Source organism: Methylobacterium nodulans ORS 2060 (genome assembly GCF_000022085.1).
Classification (GTDB): Bacteria; Pseudomonadota; Alphaproteobacteria; order Rhizobiales; family Beijerinckiaceae; genus Methylobacterium; species Methylobacterium nodulans.
Map to the genome: position 1 here is coordinate 4368241 of NC_011894.1, position 18341 is coordinate 4386581.

Sequence of the window (18341 nt, forward strand, 5' to 3'; positions counted from 1 at the left end):
TCGCGAGACCGCCTGGCACACCGCCGCGGGGACCTCTATCTCGGGAGTTCTGTGTCAAGCCGTATGGGTCAGATCCTAAGTATATCACGTAATTATTGAGAGCAACCAGCTGATCAGGCACAGATGAACGCCGGAACCATCAAGAGTTGTCCCGAATTCTTCGCTGCCGACTTCCGGCGAGATGAAGCCAAGCGATCAACGCAGCGGAAAATCCTGAAGCCGCCCCGACGACGAGCGCCCAGCGTGGGCCGAACTGATCCGCGACCCAGCCGACGAGCGGCGCGCCAACCGGCATGCCACCAAGCCCAATGGCAAGGCGAATCGCCATTATCCTTCCCCGCATGCCCGGATCGGTCGAGAGCTGTATCAGGCTGTTGCATACGGTGGTGAAGGTGAGAGCCGAGATGCCGATCAGGCATAAGGCACCGCCGAATAACCATGTGTTGGGCATCGCCGCGGCTAGGGCGCAACCGATGCCGAAAACGGCAGCGCCGCTGAGCAGGTGCACGAAGCGAGGCTGAGGGCGCCGCGCCCCGAGCAACGCACCCGCGAGCGTCCCGACCGCCATGGCCGAGGTCAGCAGCCCGTACTGGCCGGCTCCAGCATGGAACACACCAACCGCCATGGTCGAAATGAAAATGGGGAAGTTCAGCCCGAACGTTCCCATTAGGAACAGCATGAACAGAATCGCCTTAAGGTCCGGGCGCGTCCACACATAGCGGAAGCCATCAGTCAGCTTGCCGTGCGCACAGGCTACCCTGCTGCATCGGCGAAGGTCCGCTATTCGGAGCAGGCACAGCGAGAGCAGCACGGCGATGAACGAGGCGCCGTTGATCAGGAACGCCCAGCCTGATCCCAGAGCCGCGATGGTAACACCGGCCACGGCCGGCCCGATCATTTGCGCAGCATTGAATGAGGTGGAGTTTAGTGCCACCGCGTTTGACAAGTCGGCGTCGTCGACCAGATCCGATACGAAGGTCTGACGTGCCGGTGCGTCGAAGGCCGTCGTGCAGCCTAAAAGGACCGCGAACACGTAGACGTGCCAAAGCTGGACAAGCCCCGAGACGGTCAGGATGCCCAGGCCCAGGGCGAGACCTCCCATCACCGCTTGCGTGATCATGAGAAGCCTTCGCCGATCGACGTGGTCGGCCGCATATCCGGTCCAGGGCAGTAGGAGGAGCTGAGGTCCGTACTGCAGGCCCATGATCACACCGACGGCCAAAGCGTCCTGGTGCGTCAGCTCAGCGAGCACGAGCCAATCTTGGGCCGTGCGCTGCATCCAGGTTCCAATGTTGGACACGAACGTACCAGCCGACCAGATTCGGAAGTTGTATGTCCGCAGCGAGCGGAACATGCCAGTGGGTGAGCTGCTCATAGTGGCCCGCAGCCGCCGTGAAACTGCCCGAAGAGCTGCGCCAACATAACGCCGGTCAGGACATCGCCGAGCGCAGTCTGCTGCACGGCCTTAATAAAGTAGCGATTATTTTGAATGATTTCTCGTTCCTGGCATGATTTTTGAGCCCGGTTAGCCGCGCAAGTTCCCCAACATTTCTATCCAATTTATAGTGGCAATGCCAAATAAAGGACGGATATGGCTTGACCGGAGGAGCTAATGTATCGTTTGGCATCTTAGGGTCCTTAGAGAGTGCGAGTGCTTAAAGGGTAAAATGCCCAGAAGGGCAAGCGGCGACATGCCGACGCCGGGATTTCTCGCTTTAGGCTTCCTCGTCCGGCCGCGGCACGTTCCGGCCGACTAGGTGCAGATCCGGGGCCCACAGATCGTGCGGCTGGGCGCGCGCAGCCCGCGAGCAGCGTGAATGGCCTGAGCTTTCGCGGCTTAGCAGGTCACTCTCAAACCTGTGTTGCGATAGTCACACCCCGCTGAGGACCTTCGCCCACTAGTGGATTTATCATTGCTAATTCAAATCGCTCGTGTATCCATGATGGACTAGGTCGTCAGGAATGCGTCCTCGCTGAAAGGATTGCTGGCTCTCTGTCTTCACTCGATGTGTCTCGGGGAGCTAAGGTGCAGTTGTCGGATTTTCAAAAGCCGTATGACTTAATCGTTAGCGTCAGATGTGCACGGCGGTGACAAAACCATCCACGGGAGCGTCGGCGGCGTGCTGATGCGGGCGGAGTAAAATCCGGCCAGTGGGAAGGCTTCTCTGTCGAGAGGAGCCGAGGATGTTTGCCGGGGAAGTCTATGCGGCCGTTCGGCAATTCGTGTTCAACGAGGGCAACTCTCGGCGCGAGGCAGCGCGGGTGTTTGGGCTGAGCCGCGAGACGGTGGCCAAGATGTGCCGGTTCTCTCTACCGCCGGGCTACACGCGCACGAAGCCGGTCGAGAAGCCGAAGCTCGGGCCGTTGCTGCCTGTCATCGAAGCAATCCTGGAGGCGGACCGGGCTGCGCCGGTCAAGTAGCGTCGGCAGCTCGGGCCTTCGCTCCATCGCCGATCAGCAGGTCGACCTCGGTCGGCCGAAAGAAGCGCGGATCGATGCGCACCAGGACCGCACCCGTTAGTGCATCGCGCCCGATTTCATCGACGCCTTGGCCGCTCCACACGATGGTGCAACCGACCTTTGCGAAGGCTGCCTCGACGAAGGTCCGCACCGATCGGGTCTCGCCGGTAGCCAAGCACTGGGACGCGAGGCGCCCCGCGTGCCTCAGGGCGTGGGAGCCGCGGACCGCGCGCGAATTCTGCCAAAGGCCGATTGAAAGCGCTCCTGGAGAGCGCAGGTCCGCAGGGTCTCTCGCATGCTCAGATCACGCGGCCGCTGTCCGACGTCGCGCCGGGAACGCTGAACACGTATCTGAGCATGATGGTCACGGGCGGCGAGGTGGTGCGCCGAGGCGATTTTTACACGAGTGAGAGGCCGGATGAGAGGCCGGAGCATCGAGAGTTGGCCGAGGAGAGCGACGGTCACGGTCGCATGGACGAGTCCGACGATCGGGAACAGGGAGCCGGCCTCCGCGACGATGCGGGATCTGGCTGATGGCGCGCATTCCCGGGCGAAGCCATATGGGCCTGCCAGGCTCTTCTCCGGGCGCCCGGTCTGCTTCCGCCCAGGCGGTTGATCTTGAATTGGCGTCCAGAGCCGGATCCGTTCCGATCGAAGGCTTTTCTCGTGCTGGACGGTGGCCGGCACGCCGCCGTCGCGCCGTTCGGGATGATGCGCACCGCGGCGGAACAGGCTTGCTCGCTCTCAGTTCGGAACCATCAAGCATCGGTGGCCGGCACCGCAGCTGTTCGCCGGTCCGACGTATACCGGCTTTGCACCCTTGCCATCGAGATCGACCAGGAGCGATCGTGTGGTGACGGCTGGGGTCGAAACCCCTTCGATTGGATGGAGGCGAACATACCGGTTCGGGTCGGCGCTGCTCACCATCAGGCTTTTCGGCGCCCCGTAGTAATTTGGCTTGACACTCAAGGATCCGTCAGCCTCCGATTGAATTAAGGTGTGATAATCGGATTTGCCATCGCTCGATATGAGATGGATGATCTGCGATGGAGATGCACCGATTTTCACAAGTTTACCAATCTCGGCGAATTCGATTGCTGATCCGTGCTCAGTTTTGATCGCGTTCTTCCATCCTGATTGACCTTGCGCGCCAATATGGACTGCGTTCATTTGTCCATCAGCTTTGGCCGACCACTCGCCCGTGATCCAGATTCCGTCGACGTTTGATCCTCCCCAGCCAGCTGCTGGTGGAACAAGATTGACATCGACTTCCAGGCCGTAAACTTGGCCGTTGTACCCATGCTTGGGCGGAGCGCCCGAGGTGTCATAATTTTTTGAGGTAAAATTTGCTCCCCACGCTTGGCCATTTGGTGCGCCGATATGTGCGCCACCGTAGACACCCACAGCGGGAGCAATTCTCGACGCTGAGCTTGCAACGCCGAGAACTCCCGAGGTGATAATCAGACCGGGAGTGACGCGATTAATGACGTTGGCATTAGCGCTCGAAGGAATTTCGATGGCACCGGTGATCGCAGATACAACACCGTAATCATTGCCCCCTGGCATAATTTTGGCAGGCGGGTTGCCGATCTCAACTGAAATGCCGGAGTAGGCGCCGCGCCAAGTCGACCAGTTCGGAGGTGCAACGGTGATTTTCGTCTGCCCCTGCGCCGGCGAGCCATGTCGTCTGCCGATGCCAGATTGGTTGTCGATCGCCGGCCCTCGTTCAGGATCGAGCAGAGGCACCGGTTGTCCGAGAGCGGTGGATACGAGGAGGGCATAGAGAAGAGGCACGCTCAAGCGCATTGTAGGCTCCCGCGGCTGTTCTGAGACCGGTCGCTCGGGGCTCGCCCGAGCCAAAGCGCCCATACTCTATCCGGCTTCGCGCCGGATTGCCGGACATGGCGCTGCGCTCCCATCTCGGGAGTGAGCAGCCTTTTGAACGCCCGGTATCATACCCCCGCGCTTGTTCCCGCAGAGGCGAAGCCCGCGGCCGGGATGCGCCTCCTGCGCACAGTACCTGCTTCGCTCGAAGCCGGACCGTCGCGGTGCGGGAGCCGCGACCGAGTTTCTTCCAGAAGGAATCGTCGTGCGGTGGGGCGTTTCTCGGTTCGGGGCTTGCTCTGGTTTCCGGTCGGGCTAAACGATATGAGGCGTTCAGCATCTGCTGTCGTCGATCAAAGGGAGCGGGCGGAGCATGCAAAAGGCAGATTGCAAATATCTTAGATCAGAAGCATGATGTGTTCGTGCTATGGGCGGATCATATGAAATTGTTTGATCATAGCGGAACGCGGAATTCCAAATATTTATCTGAAAAGATTTGCAAATCCATTGTATTTGAGCGGCAATATGCGCGTCATGGCTGTGCGATCAGTCTTTCTAACAGCAATTCAGCCGAAAGACACTACTCCGCCTTGTGCCAATTAACTGCGCAAACAACTGATGTTGGTTTTTATTTTGTGCGAGATGCCATTCTAAGGGGGTCTGGATTTGCCATCCAAAATGGTACCATTATAGATGCTTGCGATCTGATCCCGAGCTATGTGCGCGATCAGATAAGCCAACAAAATCGCTGGGATCTTGTTGGTGACCGCAATCCTCCGATTGCGCTAGAGACTCCGGTCCTCGTGCTATCGGGGGATAGCCACAAGGTCTATGGGCATTGGCTTGTGGATATATTCCCTCGAGCATGGCTTTATAAACAGTGCTTTGGCGAACCGCTGCCGGGAACCAAGGTCGCTCTCCCGGTAGATACACCTGACTATGCCATTGATCGTCTTGTAAATTACTTTGATTTTTCGCGAGAGGACATTGTACATTACCGGGTCGATACCTTGGATATAAAAGCCGAAAATCTGATTATGCCATCTCTACTTCACGTTGATCATTGCTTCCATCCCGCAATGAATCTGTTCGTTTCGTATCTTATTGCTCGTGCCGCACGCATTCGAAGTCCTGTTCAACGGCGGACGCCCCGTAGGATATTTGTTTCACGGCAAATGTTCAGAAGCCAATCCAGCAGTTATAATCGCCAGATAGCAAACGAGGAGGAAGTTATCGATCTGGTTCGTACGTACGGCTACGATATTATCTACCCAGAGCAGTTCGAGTGGCCGGAGCAGATACATATATTTGCAAATGCTGAATCTATTATTGGGGAGGCGGGTTCAGGTCTTCACAACGCAATTTTTTCTGATTTCGGCACGCGTGTCATTTGCATCAATCCTGTCAACCAATTGCAGGGCACCATTGCGGGCCTTCGAAGGCAGAAAATTATCTATATCAAGCCGGATGACCAGAGAAATGAAAGGGAGCATGTTGATATGAGCAAGCTTCGCGAGGCTATCACGTTGATTAATTCATAATGAAGTACTCCGGGTGTTTGCGAGTAAATTCGCCAGCGGGCATGAATCGGTCCTAGTGCTTGGACGATTTCAAAAGGTACATAAGATGCCGCGCTTTCCTATGTTTTATCAGCAGCTTAGCGCACCTTCCTGTGAATGAACCATCGGCGTCTGTGCACTAGTAACCTATGCGGTTGCCTACTCAGAGCCCGATTGAGAATTGGTACGGGTGGCTATCGCCTGGGCACCGGCTGCGTCTTGCACGTTGGCGGGCGTCAGCTGGACCATCGGCAGGCGCCCGTCCGTATCGACGGCCACGTGGCGCTTGCGCCCCTGATTCCGCTTGCCCGCGTCGTAGCCGCCTCCACCTAGCGCGCCAAGTGCCTTGAGGCCCTGACTATCGATTACCCTGGCCAATGCGCTCGCCTCGCGCTCTGCCCGCGCCGATCCAGCGTCACGGCCAGACCGCGCGGTGTGTGGAGCAACAGGAGACGCACGAAGCGGCGGATCCACCAGCACACCGTCTGACCGGGGCCGTACACCTAAACAGGGTTGCGTCCGGCGGATGCACTCTTCTACAGATATCAGTGCGGAGAAGCTGATAAAATACCAAAGGAGTGGGCGTAATGAATCGCTATGATCATAAAGGGGTTAGCCATTATGAGTTTCTGGAACGGCTGCATAGGTGGCTCAATCCGAGAACTTATCTTGAGATAGGCACACTTAAAGGCGGAACTCTTCGCTTGGCATCATGCCCAACTATTTGCATTGATCCTGAATTTCAGCTAGATGTGTCCAGTGCCGCCAACAGGGAAGTAACTCTTTTTTATCAAAAGACGAGTGATCGCTTCTTTCAAGATCATAGCCCGTCAGCACTCCTTAATGGCCCCGTCGATCTCGGGTTTTTAGATGGCTTGCACGAGGCTGAGACGCTTCTTCGTGACTTTGCGAACCTTGAGAAGCATTGCAGGAGCAATTCAGTTATTGCAATTCACGATTGCATTCCAATGGACGTGGGACAAACAACAAGAATTAACAATGGCGGTCTTTGGACCGGAGATGTGTGGAAAGTGGTTCCCATACTCAAAGAATATAGACCAGATATCTCGATTTTTGTTTTTGATGCTCATCCGACTGGACTGGTATGCTGTACAAACCTTGATCATGGCAACACAATACTTGACGGCATGTACGGGGAGATCTGGCGCACATGGAGATCAACCGAACTTTCCGACTATGGTTTCAGTAGACTCATTGAGGAGGCCAACATAATATCAACTTCAAGAGTCGAAACGCCAGAAGAAATGCGTCGATATTTCTGGCTTTGACCGATTATAGATGGACGGCGGCAATGCGGGGACGCAAGCGTGATCCCGGCGTTGTCGTCTTCTATCAGCGCGCGCTTGAGACGGTGTGATGTCGTGAGTTCCAGACCGTGAGTTCGGTGAGCTGGAACCGGAACAAGACATGTGATGAGCAGGCAGGATTTCTGATCGGGGTTGTTGGCGCAAGCTGCTCCCGACGAGGTTCTGACGGTTTTCGGGCTGGCCCTGTCGCCCCCGCGGGTCACGTGCTTCTCTCTTCGCGGTCGGTGCGCAGGGCCGCCGCAGGATGGGGATAGTATCCCAATCCACGACCGGCTCCTTGCCGAAGCGGAACGTGCTGCCATCGCGCCACATGCGGTGGAGCACGACGACCCGTCGGCAGACCGGCGGATTCCAGCCTCGTGCATTCGGGGGCAGTCGGAGCGTCGCTCGGCCGGACATTTTCGCGGAACAAAGCCAAATTCGCTCGGACTTGGCTGTGCTGCCGTGGCGTGCCATCGGGCGCAAGGCTTGGCGCTCGGCGGAGCTGGGTCTCCGTCGTGGCAGTCCGGACCCAGTGCCGCGAAGCGGGCTACGCAACCACCACCGGCAGATCGATGTGCTCGCTGAGGCTGACGCGATCGGCGGCCAAATCGACAGGGAGGTCTGCGCCGCAGTCGCCGCAGCCCTTCGAGCGGTGCGCTAGGACCGTGTCGGGCGTCTCGCTGATCACCCAACGATGACCTTCGTGGCCCGGCTTGGCGCCCCCGGGCTTGGCCTGCTCATGCCGCTCCTTGCGATCCCTCGAGGGCGGCTTGGAGGAGGTGCGCGAGGTCTGCTCGGGGCGCTGTAGCCGCAGCACCAGCTCGATCAGCTCCTCCTTGCTCAAGCGCTCAAGCTCGCTGCGGCCCATCCCGCGAGGGAAACAGCGAAACCCGCCCCGCGCAAGGGGCGTGGGTAATTACGCCACGATCGTCTCCTAGCAGCCTCGGTTGTGCAAATCCGTGAGATGGATGGTTCGAAGCAGGAAGAGGGTATAGTGCATGCAGGTGGTGGATCAGGCCATCCCGGAGGTGAAGCTCGTCATCCCGAAGCGGTTCGGCGACGAGCGCGGCTGGTTCTCCGAGACCTTCCGGGCCGACATCCTGGCCCAGGCCGGCATCACCGCTCCGTTCATCCAGGACAACCAGTCCTTCTCCGCCCATCCGGGCACCGTGCGCGGCATCCACTTCCAGACCCATCCGCACGCCCAGGCCAAGCTGGTGCGCGTGCTCGCCGGCGCCATCCTCGACGTCGCCGTGGATCTCCGCCGCGCCTCCCCCAGCTATGGCCGCCACGTCGCCGTGCGCCTCGATGCCGAGGCCGGCCACCAGCTCTACATTCCCATCGGCTTCGGCCATGCCTTCTGCACGCTGGAGCCGAACACCATGGTCGCCTACAAGGTCGCCGGCGGCTATTACAGCCGCGAGCATGACGGCAACCTGCTCTGGAACGATCCCGCCCTCGGCATCGACTGGCCCGTCTCCGCCGAGGCGGCGGTCCTGTCCGACAAGGACCGGGCGGCGCCGCGCCTGTCCGACCTGCCGGCCCTGTTCTGACGCCTCACCGGAGATCCTCTCGTCATGCGCATCCTCGTCACGGGCGGCTGCGGCTTCATCGGCTCGGCCCTGGTCCTGCATCTGGTCCAGGAGCGCGGCCATGACGTCCTCACCCTCGACGCGCTCACCTATGCGGCCAACCCCCTCTCGCTGCAGCCGCTGCGGGACGACCCGCGCCACCGCTTCGCCGAGGCCGACATCTGCGACTCTGAGCGGGTGAATGCCCTGTTCGAGGAGTTCCAACCGCAGGCGGTGATGCATCTGGCGGCCGAGAGCCATGTCGACCGCTCGATCACCGGGCCGGCTGCCTTCATCCGCACCAACGTGGTCGGCACCCAGGTGATGCTGGAAGCCGCCCGCGCCCACTCCACCCGCCTGTCGGACGGGGCGAAGCAGGCCTTCCGCTTCCTGCACATCTCCACCGACGAGGTCTACGGCTCGCTGCCGCCGGGCGGCTTCTTCACCGAGGAGAGCCGCTACGATCCGCGCTCGCCCTACTCGGCCTCGAAGGCCGCCTCCGACCACCTGGCGCGGGCCTGGCACGAGACCTACGGCCTGCCGGTGCTGGTCACCAACTGCTCGAACAATTACGGGCCGCGCCACTTCCCCGAGAAGCTGATCCCGCTGATGATCCTCAACGCGCTCGAGGGCAAGCCGCTGCCGGTCTACGGCGACGGCCAGAACGAGCGCGACTGGATCCATGTGGAGGACCACGCCCGCGGCCTCGTCGCCGTGCTGGAGGGGGGCCGGATCGGCGAGACCTACCTGCTGGGCGGGCGCGCGGTGCGCAGCAACCTGGAGGTGGTGAAGACGCTGTGCGCGATCTTCGACCGGCTGCGGCCGGAGGCCGGCCCGCACGAGCGGCTGATCACCTTCGTGACCGACCGGCCGGGCCATGACCGGCGCTACGCCATTGATCCGGGCAAGGCCGAGCGCGAGCTGGGCTGGCGCCCGACGCGCAGCTTCGAGCAGGCCCTGGAGGACACGGTGCGGTGGTACCTCGACAACAAGGATTGGTGGCAGCCGATCCGGGAGGGCCGCTACACCGGCGAGCGCCTCGGGCTGACCGGCTGAGCGGGGGCGGCATGACCCGAGCCATCCTCATCCTCGGCGGCGCCGCGCAACAGCGTTGCAGTTAGAAACACGCAGCATGGTAGGTTAAACCAGAGGTTTACGGGGACAGAAATGAAAAAGTATTTCTCGTCGACCATTGTCAAGAGGAAAAGCTTTGACTGTTCTATAATAGAGTCTGGGTTCGATAAGTTTTGGTATCTTTCAAGCTATGAAGATGTCGCTGCCGCAGGCGTAGATCCGATCCATCATTACCTCGAATATGGTGCTGCTGAAGGGCGCCTGCCCACGCCGCTGTTTGATCCCGAGTGGTATCTGCGAGCTTACCCTGAATCCGCGCGCAATCACAGGCTTCCCTTCGTCGATTTCATGCATGAAGGTGCTCGCCTCGGGCGGAATCCTCATCCACTTTGCGACCTCGCCTGGTTTTCTGCCAACGAAGAACAAGATCGCGGCGCTGATATTCACCCTTTCCTCGATTTTCTTGATGCGGTGAACAGCAATTCGCGCAAACTTCATCCCTTATTTGATGCCAGCTGGTACACAAAAAAATATCCAGATGTCTTGACGTCAGGCTTTCCTCCTTTTGTGCATTATATCCTGTTGGGCGCAAAAAGGCGTTATGACCCTCATCCTTTGTTCGACACCGCCTATTATCTGGATCAGTTTGGCTCAGACATCGCAGAAATCGACAACCCGCTTGTTGACTACCTATACAATCGTAGCAACTGGAATAAGTCGCCCCATCCGCTCTTCAATAGCAGCTGGTACCTGGCGCAGAATGCAGATGTTGCAAATCACGGCCTCAATCCGCTTCGCCACTTTGTGCAATCCGGTTTCTCGGAGGGGCGCAAGCCGTGCGCGCTGTTCCACACATCGTGGTATGCCGCGCACTACCTCGATGGAGCAACCGCTCAGCTGAATCCGGTCGTCGACTATCTGTGCGGCGGTGCGGAGGCGGGGCGAAATCCGAACTTCGTTTTCAACAGCAATTGGTACATGCTTCACAATGGCGATGTCGCTGCAGCGAAGCTCAATCCGCTGGTCCACTATATAATGTCGGGATGGCGCGAGGGGCGCGACCCCGGCCCGTTATTCGATAGCTCCTGGTACCAGGCGAGATATCCGGAGACGAATCGGTCGGATATCGACCCTCTTGAGCACTATCTGACGATGGGCCTCCAGGCCGGTTACATCGGCCGGCCGGTTGATCGCATCACGCATGATTGTGACGCTCTCGACATTCCTTTTGAGGTGATCAAGAATCCAGCCTCTCTGATTGATAAGGAGGTCTGCCTGTTCGTAACCTATGCGGGCGACGGACAAATCAGTGGTCACGTCTTAAGTCATGTGAAATCATTTCGCGACAATGGCATTCTTGTCATTCTGGTCATTGTTACGGAAGGATTGAGCAGATCCGTCTCGCCGATCTTAGACCGTGTTGACGGTGCCTTGGTGAGAATCAATCATGGTTGGGATTTCGCTGCATGGGCGACCGCTCTTGCTACGTTCCCTGACGCGTGGAGGGCACGCCTCCTCTACCTTGTGAATGACAGCATCTATGGCCCAACCGATCAGGCTCTGCTCTCGGCGGTATTCAAGGCCATTCGTGAGAACGATAAAGACGTCGTTGCACTCTGCGACAGCTATCAAGCCAAGCATCACCTGATGAGCTTCTTTACGGCGCTGAAGCCGTCGGGTCTCAAGAACGATGAAATCCGTTCATTCTGGAATGGAGTCCGCAGCAACCGCGACAAGCAGACCGTCATCAACGAATATGAGATCCGGTCGATCGAGCGCCTTGAGCGTGCAGGTGTCACTTATGACGTGCTATTCCCGGCCAGGGCGCCGCAAACCGACAGCTTCGTAACAAACCCAACCTTGCACGAATGGCGCGACCTGATCTCGAGAGGGTTTCCATACACCAAGGTTCAGCTGCTTCGCGGCCAATTCGACCGGGTTGATCCGACCGGGTGGGAGGCCGCGTTCAGTCGGAACGCAACCCTGCTTCCTGAGATCAAGGCGCACCTTGAGCGAGGACGAGGCGAACCGGCGCGCTGGCGGCCGGTGCCGAGCCCCAAGCAGCGCTTCGTGCAGAATGGTGCACTCATGACCTATTACGGGGCCGTAACAAGCGTGAGGCCCGCTGATGAGGTCGACCTTGCTCTCGAAGTGCCTTTTTCCTCAATTGGTGATGTCGGTCTGGAGCTGCCGGAGCGTGTAGCAGTCATTGCGCATGTCTTTTACACCGATTTCTGTTCGGAGCTTTCGGCCTATCTCGCTCGGATTCCAACCCAGGCTGATCTTTTCATATCCACGGACACTGAGGACAAGAGGCAGCAAATCGCATTCGCCCTCCAATCATATAACATGGGAAAGCTGACAGTTCGGGTTATGCCTAATATTGGTCGCGATATCGCGCCGATGCTTGTTGGTTTTGATGATGTATTTAATAGTTATGAATATTTCTTGCATATACATTCTAAAAAATCTCCTCACGATCCAGCCTTCGGATCGTGGAGGGAGTTTCTGCTTGAAAACCTGCTCGGATCAGAAGATATCATAAGGTCGATCCTCTATTTGCTTCATGCACATAAGACCGGCATTGTATTCTCGCAACACTTCGAGCCGGTACGGCACCTGCTCAATTTTGGATACAATTTCGAGACGATGAAGGGCTTGCTCGGCCGGTGTGGCATCAAAATCTCGAATGATCTGGTTTTGGAGTTCCCGTCGAGTTCATTTTTCTGGGGAAGAAGCTCTGCCCTCAAGCCGCTGCTTGATCTCAATCTGGATTGGTCGGACTTCGCTGCCGAAGCAGGCCAGATCGATGGCACATTGGCGCATGCCATCGAACGGTCGGTGCTGTACATTGTGGAGAAATCTGGATTTCGATGGGCAAAAGTCGGCCACAGGAGCAAGTTGCCTGTCGAACTTTTGGTCCCGGTTCAGGGGCAAGAGGATGTTCGGCCTGCTATCGCAAGAGTGTATCGGCCGTTGTTGCACAATCGCATTGCGCATCCGAAAGAGGCTCATCTGGTATCGGAGATCAATTTGCCGCTCGTGCGAGACGACACAAATGCTCGTCCGCGACTTAACCTCCTGGTTCCGACATTGCAGCCTGCGAAGATATTCGGAGGTCTGACGACAGCGATCAAGATCTTCGAGGATCTTGCGGTGGAAGTTCGTGACGCTTTTGATCTGCGACTCATAACTGTATCCGAGCGCATTGACATGATGAGCATGTTGCGGTTTCCTGATTACCGCCTTGTTCCCCTAGCTTCGCCGGATGATGGCTTTCCGAAGGTGGTCGTCGACGCGAGTGAGCGGCAGCGGGGCTACCTGTCTTTGCGGCGCAACGACATCTTCATCGCAACAGCATGGTGGACGGCGCAGGTTGCCTATCACCTTCAGGACAGGCAGCACTCGCTCTATGGCAAGAGATTGCCGGTCGTGTATCTCGTGCAGGATCATGAACCCGATTTCTACGGCTGGTCATCTCAATACGCACAGGCTCAAGATACCTATCTGCGACCGCATGAAACAATTACGCTGCTGAATTCTGAGGAGCTTGCCAGCTTTCATATGCAAAAATATCAATTCGGTGAAGCATTTGCTATTCCTTTCCAACTCAATCCGGCAATCGCTGCGAGCTTAACCTCGGCCCCCAAGGAGCGTATCATCCTTGTGTATGGTCGACCGGGCACTGCAAGAAACTGCTTCGGTATCGCAATGCAGGCATTGAAGCTTTGGCAACGCTCCGACCCGGTGCAAGCAGCGCAGTGGAAGATTGTATCTGCCGGGGAGGATTATGACCCATTCGCCGTGTCCCAGGTCAGAAACCTCGAGGTCCGGGGTAAATTGTCACTTGCCGAGTACGGCGGCCTACTGAGTAGGGCCTCCGTCGGCATCTCGCTGATGGCGTCACCGCATCCAAGCTATCCTCCGCTGGAGATGGCCTGTGCTGGTGTTCGCACGATCACGAATGCGTTCGACGGCAAAAACCTGTCGCTTCGGTCTGCCAACATCGTGTCGGTCGAACGATTGAGCGCGGACGAAATCGCCGAGCGGCTGGCGGCTGTCGTGCGAGACGCTTCTTCCGTGATCGGAAACGTGCTGCCGACCAGTGAGGTCAACGCGGTGCAATGTCCTGTTCCGCCCTACGCTCCGCGCCATTTGGCCCAGCGGCTCATGAGGGAAGTCGAGCCTGGGTGATAAGATCGAGTCGATAAGCTGCGCAGGGCTGACCTGACCGACTGTGACCTGACCGGCTGGCTTTGGACCGGGCTGATTGAGAGGATCAGCCAGGACCAGAGGAGCCGAGGATGAAGCGGGGTCAGAAGACGAGCGCGGAGCAGGTCGTTCTCAAGCTGCGGCAGATCGAGGTGCAGACAGCTCAGGGCAAGAGCTTGGCGCTTGCATGCAAGGAAGCGGAGATCTCCGAGCAGAGCTATTACCGCTGGCGCAAGGAGTACGGCGGCCTCCAAGTCGATCAGGCCAAGAAGATGAAGGAATTGGAGCGCGAGAACGCTCGGTTGCGGCGGCTCGTGGCGGATCTCTCCCTGGAAAAGCAGGTGCTGGCGGACGTCGCAGCGGGAAACTTGTAGCCCCTGAGCGACGCCGGCAGGCGGTGGATGGCATCCGAGAGAAGTACGGCCTCTCGGAGCGTCATGCCTGCCGGATCGTCGGCCAGCACCGCGGCCCGCAACGCTACGTGCCCACCATGCCGGCCGACGAGGATGCGCTGACCCGCGCCATCATTGCCCTGGCGTCCGAGTACGGGCGCTACGGATCCCGCCGCATCACCGCGCTGCTGCAGGCAGACGGCTGGCAGGTGGGCAAGGACCGGGTCCAGCGCATCTGGCGTCGTGAGGGGCTCAAGGTCCCGCAGAAGCACCGGCCGCGCAGCCGTCTGTGGTTGGGACGGCTCTTGCGTGCGGCTGCGCCCGCTCCACCGTAACCACGTCTGGAGCTTCGACTTCGTGCAGGCCCAGACTCACGATGGACGAAGCCTGCGCATCCTGACGCTGATCGACGAGCACAGCCGGACCTGCCTCGCGCTGAAGGTGGCCCGGCGCATCAACAGCGTGGGCGTGATCGAGGCGTTGGCCGACGCGATGTGCCTGCACGGCATTCCCGAGCACATCCGCTGCGACAATGGCCCCGAGATGATCTCGCAGGCGCTGCGCAAATGGGTCGCCAAGACGGGCCCGCAGATCCAGTACATCGCACCGGGATCGCCGTGGGAGGTAAGCGTCGTTTTGGAGGCACCTTTCGGGAGCTCGGCTGAGCATGGGATACGGAGCGGGTCAGGAGCTCCGTCCTATGTCGATGTCAGAGCGTATGGCTATGTCGGAGCCGGTCCGGCGCCTGGAGCTGTTCACCGGGGCCGGCCGGCGGCGGACGTGGTCGGAGGATGAGAAGGCGGCCATTGTCGCCGAGAGCGAGGCGCCGAACACCTCGATCAGCGCGGTAGCGCGCCGGCATGGCCTGAGCGCCTCGCAGCTGTTCACGTGGCGGCGCTTGGCGCGCCAAGCGGCGATGGATGATCAGCAGGCCGAGCTGCGGTTCGTGCCGGCCGTGCTGATCTCGGAACCGCAGGAGCCGGCGTGTGCAGAGACGAGCCCCAAGCCGCGTTGGCGCCACGGCTGTCACGGCATTGAGGTCGAAGTAGCTGGCGCCACGGTCCGCATCGGCGGGGAGGCGAGCGAGGCTCAGATTGCGGCGGTGATCCGGGCGCTGAAGGTCTCGGCATGATCGGGCCGGCTGGGACAGTGCGCGTGATGCTGGCGACGCGGCCGGTGGACTTCCGCAAAGGTATCGACGGGCTGGCCGCGCTGGTGCGCGAGGCGATGGGCGCGGATCCGTTCTCCGGCACGGTCTATGTGTTCCGCTCGAAGCGGGCAGATCGGACCAAGCTTTTGTTCTGGGATGGAAGCGGGGTGGTTCTCGCGGCCAAGCGTCTGGAGGACGGTCAATTCTGCTGGCCGAAGGCTCAGGACGGCGTCGTGCGCCTCACGGCTGCGCAGCTCTCGGCCCTGCTCGAAGGGCTGGACTGGAAGCGTGTCCACGAGGCTCGTCAGGTGAGCGCGCCAGCGGTGGCAGGCTGAGCAAAAAGAACGGCGCGAGGGGACGTCGTACTGGTAAGTGGCTGAGTGATCTGATCTAATCCGCTTTGTGGCTGCGCCTGCTTCACCCTCGCCCGACGATCCCGAGACGCTCAAGGCGCTGCTCGCCGAGGAGCGGGCCGAGAACGAGCGGCTGCGCCAGATCATCAAGGCGATGCAGCGTCATCGCTTCGGCCGTCGCGCCGAGAGCCTGCCCGAGGACCAGCTCCTGCTCGGGCTGGAGGAGGCCGAGCAGGTCGAAGCCGAGGGTCTTGCGGCCGAGGAAACCGCGCCGGCGGTGAGGGCCGAGCGTACAGCGCGCCGGCGCAACAATCGCGGGGCCCTGCCCGCCCATCTGCCGCGCGTCGAGCGCGTGGTCGACATCGAGAGCCCCGTCTGCCCCTGCTGCTCGGGCAGCCTGCACCGGATCGGCGAGGACGTGTCCGAGCGCCTCGACATCGTACCGGCCCAAGTCCGGGTCATTGTGATCCGGCGCCCGCGTTACGCGTGCCGTGCCTGCGAGGCTATTGTGCTGCAGGCGTCCGCGCCGGCGCGGCTGATCGAGGGCGGGTTGCCCACCGACGACCTCGTCGCGCACGTGCTCGTCGCCAAGTACGCCGACCACCTGCCACTCTATCGTCAGGCACAGATCTTCGCGCGTCAGGGCATAGCTCTCGACCGCTCGACGCTCGCGGATTGGGTCGGCCGTGCTGCGTTCCTGCTGCGGCCGGTCCACGCGCGGCTGCTGGGGAGGCTGAAGGCTTCGGGCAAGCTGTTTGCCGACGAGACCAGCGCGCCGGTGCTCGATCCCGGACGCGGCCGCACCAAGACAGGCCAGCTCTGGGCGTATGCCCGCGACGACCGGCCCTGGGGCGGCACCGATCCGCCGGGCGTTGCCTACGTCTACGCACCCGACCGCACGGCCAAGCAGCCCATCGCGCATCTTGCCGGCTTCCGGGGCGTGCTGCAGGTCGATGGCTATGACGGCTACAAGGCGCTGGCCAGGCAAGGCGAGGTCCGGCTCGCCTACTGCTGGAGCCATGTACGGCGGGCGTTCTACGATCTTGATGGGCCGATCGCGGCCGAGGTGCTCACGCGCATCGCGGGCCTTTACCGGATCGAGGCCGAGATCCGCGGCCGTCCTGCCGAGGAGCGCCGCACCGCACGTCAGGCGCGCAGCCGTCCCATCCTGGAGGCCCTAGAGCCCTGGCTGCGGGAGAAGCTCGCCCTCATCAGCCAGAAGAGCAAGCTGGCCGAAGCGATCCGCTACGCGCTGAGCCGCTGGGCTGGCCTGAGCCTGTTCCTCGATGACGGGCGGGTCGAACTCGACACCAACGTGGTCGAGCGCGCGATCCGTCCCCTGGCCCTGACGAGAAAGAATGCTCTCTTCGCCGGCTCGGATGGCGGGGCCGCGCACTGGGCGGTGATCGCCTCGCTGATCGAGACCTGCAAGCTCACGGGCGTCGGACCGCAGGCCTATCTTGCCGACGTGATCACCCGCATCATCGAGGGCCATCCCAACAGCCGCATCGACGAGCTGCTGCCCTGGGCCTACCCGGTCACGCCCACGCTCAGGGATGTGGCCTGAGGAAGACGCTTACCGTGGGAGAACGGGTATTGCGAGAGCTTCAATGGCAAACTTCGCGACGAATGCCTGAGGCAGGAGATCTTCTACTCGCTCAAGGAAGCCCAGACTGTGAGCGCTCTTTGGCAAGCCACCTACAACCGCGTCCGGCCGCATTCGTCGCTGGGCTACCGGCCGCCCGCGCCCGTCACCTTTCCGGATCTGGCCTTCCGGCTACCCATGGTTGCCGCCATGCAGTAGCCTCTCAATCGGCCCGGTCCAAAATACCGGTCAGGTCAGGCGCGAGCAGCTCCTGACGAGGTTCTGCCGGTTTTCGGGCTGGCCGTGTCGCTCCCGCGGGTCACGCGCTTCTCTTCGCGGTCGGCGCAGAGGGCCGCCGCAGCATGGGGTCAGGCGAGCAAGGTGTCTCAATCGGTTCGACGACCTGGCCGGCTTGCGCCGACCGGTTCTGGACTCTCATCGCGATCACCTCGCCCCTCGTCCCCGCGGGAACGATCCGGCTCACTCCGGCAGAGGCAGGCTCACCTGCTCCTGCCAGGGGGTCTCTCTCAAGCGGCCGCCGTCACGGCCGGCTCCTGACCGAAGCGGAACGGGCTGCCATCGCGCCACATGCGGTGGAGCACGACGGCGAGCTTGCGGGCGACCGCGACGCGGGCGCGGGCCATGCCGCGACGCCTGGCGATCTTCATCCCCCAGGCCCGCAGGCTCGACCACTGGCGAGAGCGCACCAGGAGGGTCTGCGCGGCTTCGTCGAGCGCCGTGCGCGCCAACTCATCCCCACAGATAGCCCGCACCACGTTCTCGATGGTCCGCATCTGATTGAGCAGGGTGCGGCGCGCCACCAGCAGCGAGCGCCAGAGCCGAGACTGGCG

General features: G+C 60.4%; 12 protein-coding genes and 6 pseudogenes. 12 read left to right on the forward strand and 6 right to left on the reverse strand.

Going from position 1 to position 18341, the window contains the following annotated elements:
* Positions 1 to 139: 139 nt before the first annotated feature.
* Positions 140 to 1354 carry an MFS transporter gene (locus MNOD_RS20375; RefSeq protein ID WP_015930842.1) on the reverse strand — a complete coding sequence of 405 codons (1215 nt, stop codon included), beginning with the start codon at positions 1352 to 1354 and terminating at the stop codon, positions 140 to 142.
* A gap of 830 nt (positions 1355 to 2184) precedes the next feature.
* Here MNOD_RS20375 and MNOD_RS20380 point away from each other — a divergent pair.
* Positions 2185 to 2418 (forward strand): annotated as a pseudogene (locus tag MNOD_RS20380) (IS21 family transposase); the annotation flags it as partial.
* On the opposite strand, the gene MNOD_RS49255 reads toward MNOD_RS20380, so the two are convergent.
* On the reverse strand, positions 2414 to 2611 hold the full coding sequence (locus MNOD_RS49255) for a GDP-mannose 4,6-dehydratase (RefSeq protein ID WP_015930844.1): 198 nt from the start codon (positions 2609 to 2611) through the stop codon (positions 2414 to 2416). The pseudogene MNOD_RS20380 and the gene MNOD_RS49255 overlap by 5 nt on opposite strands.
* Positions 2612 to 2646: 35 nt before the next feature.
* Here MNOD_RS49255 and MNOD_RS49260 point away from each other — a divergent pair.
* Positions 2647 to 2994: pseudogene (locus tag MNOD_RS49260) on the forward strand (hypothetical protein); the annotation flags it as partial.
* A gap of 210 nt (positions 2995 to 3204) precedes the next feature.
* Here the strand turns inward: MNOD_RS49260 and MNOD_RS46970 are convergent.
* Positions 3205 to 4266: a hypothetical protein gene (locus tag MNOD_RS46970; RefSeq protein ID WP_015930845.1), complete on the reverse strand. Its 1062-nt coding sequence runs from the start codon at positions 4264 to 4266 to the stop codon at positions 3205 to 3207.
* A 95-nt stretch (positions 4267 to 4361) separates the two neighbouring features.
* On the opposite strand from MNOD_RS46970, the gene MNOD_RS43745 reads away from it, so the two are divergent.
* Positions 4362 to 5825, forward strand: a complete 1464-nt coding sequence (locus tag MNOD_RS43745; protein WP_015930846.1) for a glycosyltransferase family 61 protein — start codon at positions 4362 to 4364, stop codon at positions 5823 to 5825.
* Between the two features lie 177 nt (positions 5826 to 6002).
* Here the strand turns inward: MNOD_RS43745 and MNOD_RS48165 are convergent, their stop codons facing one another.
* Complete coding sequence (locus MNOD_RS48165; RefSeq protein ID WP_425277483.1) at positions 6003 to 6323, reverse strand: transposase; 321 nt, start codon at positions 6321 to 6323, stop codon at positions 6003 to 6005.
* Between the two features lie 107 nt (positions 6324 to 6430).
* Here MNOD_RS48165 and MNOD_RS43755 point away from each other — a divergent pair, with 107 nt between their 5' ends.
* A complete protein-coding gene (locus MNOD_RS43755) occupies positions 6431 to 7132 on the forward strand; it encodes a class I SAM-dependent methyltransferase (protein WP_015930847.1) in 702 nt (233 codons plus the stop codon).
* Between the two features lie 577 nt (positions 7133 to 7709).
* Here the strand turns inward: MNOD_RS43755 and MNOD_RS20400 are convergent.
* Positions 7710 to 8021 (reverse strand): annotated as a pseudogene (locus tag MNOD_RS20400) (IS66 family transposase); the annotation flags it as partial.
* A gap of 130 nt (positions 8022 to 8151) precedes the next feature.
* On the opposite strand from MNOD_RS20400, the gene rfbC reads away from it, so the two are divergent.
* The 8 genes and pseudogenes from rfbC to MNOD_RS43765 form a co-directional block, all read left to right on the forward strand.
* A complete protein-coding gene (gene rfbC / locus MNOD_RS20405; protein WP_015930849.1) occupies positions 8152 to 8706 on the forward strand; it encodes a dTDP-4-dehydrorhamnose 3,5-epimerase in 555 nt (184 codons plus the stop codon).
* Between the two features lie 24 nt (positions 8707 to 8730).
* Positions 8731 to 9780 carry a dTDP-glucose 4,6-dehydratase gene (gene rfbB, locus MNOD_RS20410; protein ID WP_015930850.1) on the forward strand — a complete coding sequence of 350 codons (1050 nt, stop codon included), beginning with the start codon at positions 8731 to 8733 and terminating at the stop codon, positions 9778 to 9780.
* Positions 9781 to 9891: 111 nt separating this feature from the next.
* The gene (locus MNOD_RS41655) at positions 9892 to 13992 is read left to right on the forward strand and encodes a Lipopolysaccharide biosynthesis protein-like protein (protein ID WP_015930851.1); all 4101 of its coding nucleotides are present in this window, start codon (positions 9892 to 9894) and stop codon (positions 13990 to 13992) included.
* 110 nt (positions 13993 to 14102) lie between these two features.
* Positions 14103 to 15026: pseudogene (locus MNOD_RS43760) on the forward strand (IS3 family transposase); the annotation flags it as partial.
* A 100-nt stretch (positions 15027 to 15126) separates the two neighbouring features.
* Positions 15127 to 15534 carry an IS66-like element accessory protein TnpA gene (gene tnpA, locus MNOD_RS20435; protein ID WP_244424538.1) on the forward strand — a complete coding sequence of 136 codons (408 nt, stop codon included), beginning with the start codon at positions 15127 to 15129 and terminating at the stop codon, positions 15532 to 15534.
* Positions 15531 to 15887, forward strand: coding sequence for an IS66 family insertion sequence element accessory protein TnpB (gene tnpB, locus MNOD_RS20440; protein WP_015930854.1), 357 nt, complete (start codon positions 15531 to 15533; stop codon positions 15885 to 15887). Before tnpA ends, tnpB begins: the two co-directional genes overlap by 4 nt.
* Positions 15888 to 15954: 67 nt before the next feature.
* A complete protein-coding gene (locus MNOD_RS20445; protein ID WP_015930855.1) occupies positions 15955 to 17472 on the forward strand; it encodes an IS66-like element ISMno13 family transposase in 1518 nt (505 codons plus the stop codon).
* A gap of 12 nt (positions 17473 to 17484) precedes the next feature.
* A pseudogene (locus MNOD_RS43765) lies at positions 17485 to 17709 on the forward strand (integrase core domain-containing protein); the annotation flags it as partial.
* 308 nt (positions 17710 to 18017) lie between these two features.
* Here the strand turns inward: MNOD_RS43765 and MNOD_RS20450 are convergent.
* A pseudogene (locus tag MNOD_RS20450) lies at positions 18018 to 18251 on the reverse strand (IS110 family transposase); the annotation flags it as partial.
* Positions 18252 to 18341: the final 90 nt, after the last annotated feature.

Coding starts and splice junctions, on each gene's coding strand:
- MNOD_RS20375 (WP_015930842.1), bottom strand. CDS start 1,354: ATGTTCCGCTCGCTGCGGACATACAACTTCCGAATCTGGTCGGCTGGT.
- MNOD_RS46970 (WP_015930845.1), bottom strand. CDS start 4,266: ATGCGCTTGAGCGTGCCTCTTCTCTATGCCCTCCTCGTATCCACCGCT.
- MNOD_RS43745 (WP_015930846.1), top strand. CDS start 4,362: ATGGCGCTGCGCTCCCATCTCGGGAGTGAGCAGCCTTTTGAACGCCCG.
- MNOD_RS43755 (WP_015930847.1), top strand. CDS start 6,431: ATGAATCGCTATGATCATAAAGGGGTTAGCCATTATGAGTTTCTGGAA.
- rfbC (WP_015930849.1), top strand. CDS start 8,152: ATGCAGGTGGTGGATCAGGCCATCCCGGAGGTGAAGCTCGTCATCCCG.
- rfbB (WP_015930850.1), top strand. CDS start 8,731: ATGCGCATCCTCGTCACGGGCGGCTGCGGCTTCATCGGCTCGGCCCTG.
- MNOD_RS41655 (WP_015930851.1), top strand. CDS start 9,892: ATGAAAAAGTATTTCTCGTCGACCATTGTCAAGAGGAAAAGCTTTGAC.
- tnpA (WP_244424538.1), top strand. CDS start 15,127: ATGTCGGAGCCGGTCCGGCGCCTGGAGCTGTTCACCGGGGCCGGCCGG.
- tnpB (WP_015930854.1), top strand. CDS start 15,531: ATGATCGGGCCGGCTGGGACAGTGCGCGTGATGCTGGCGACGCGGCCG.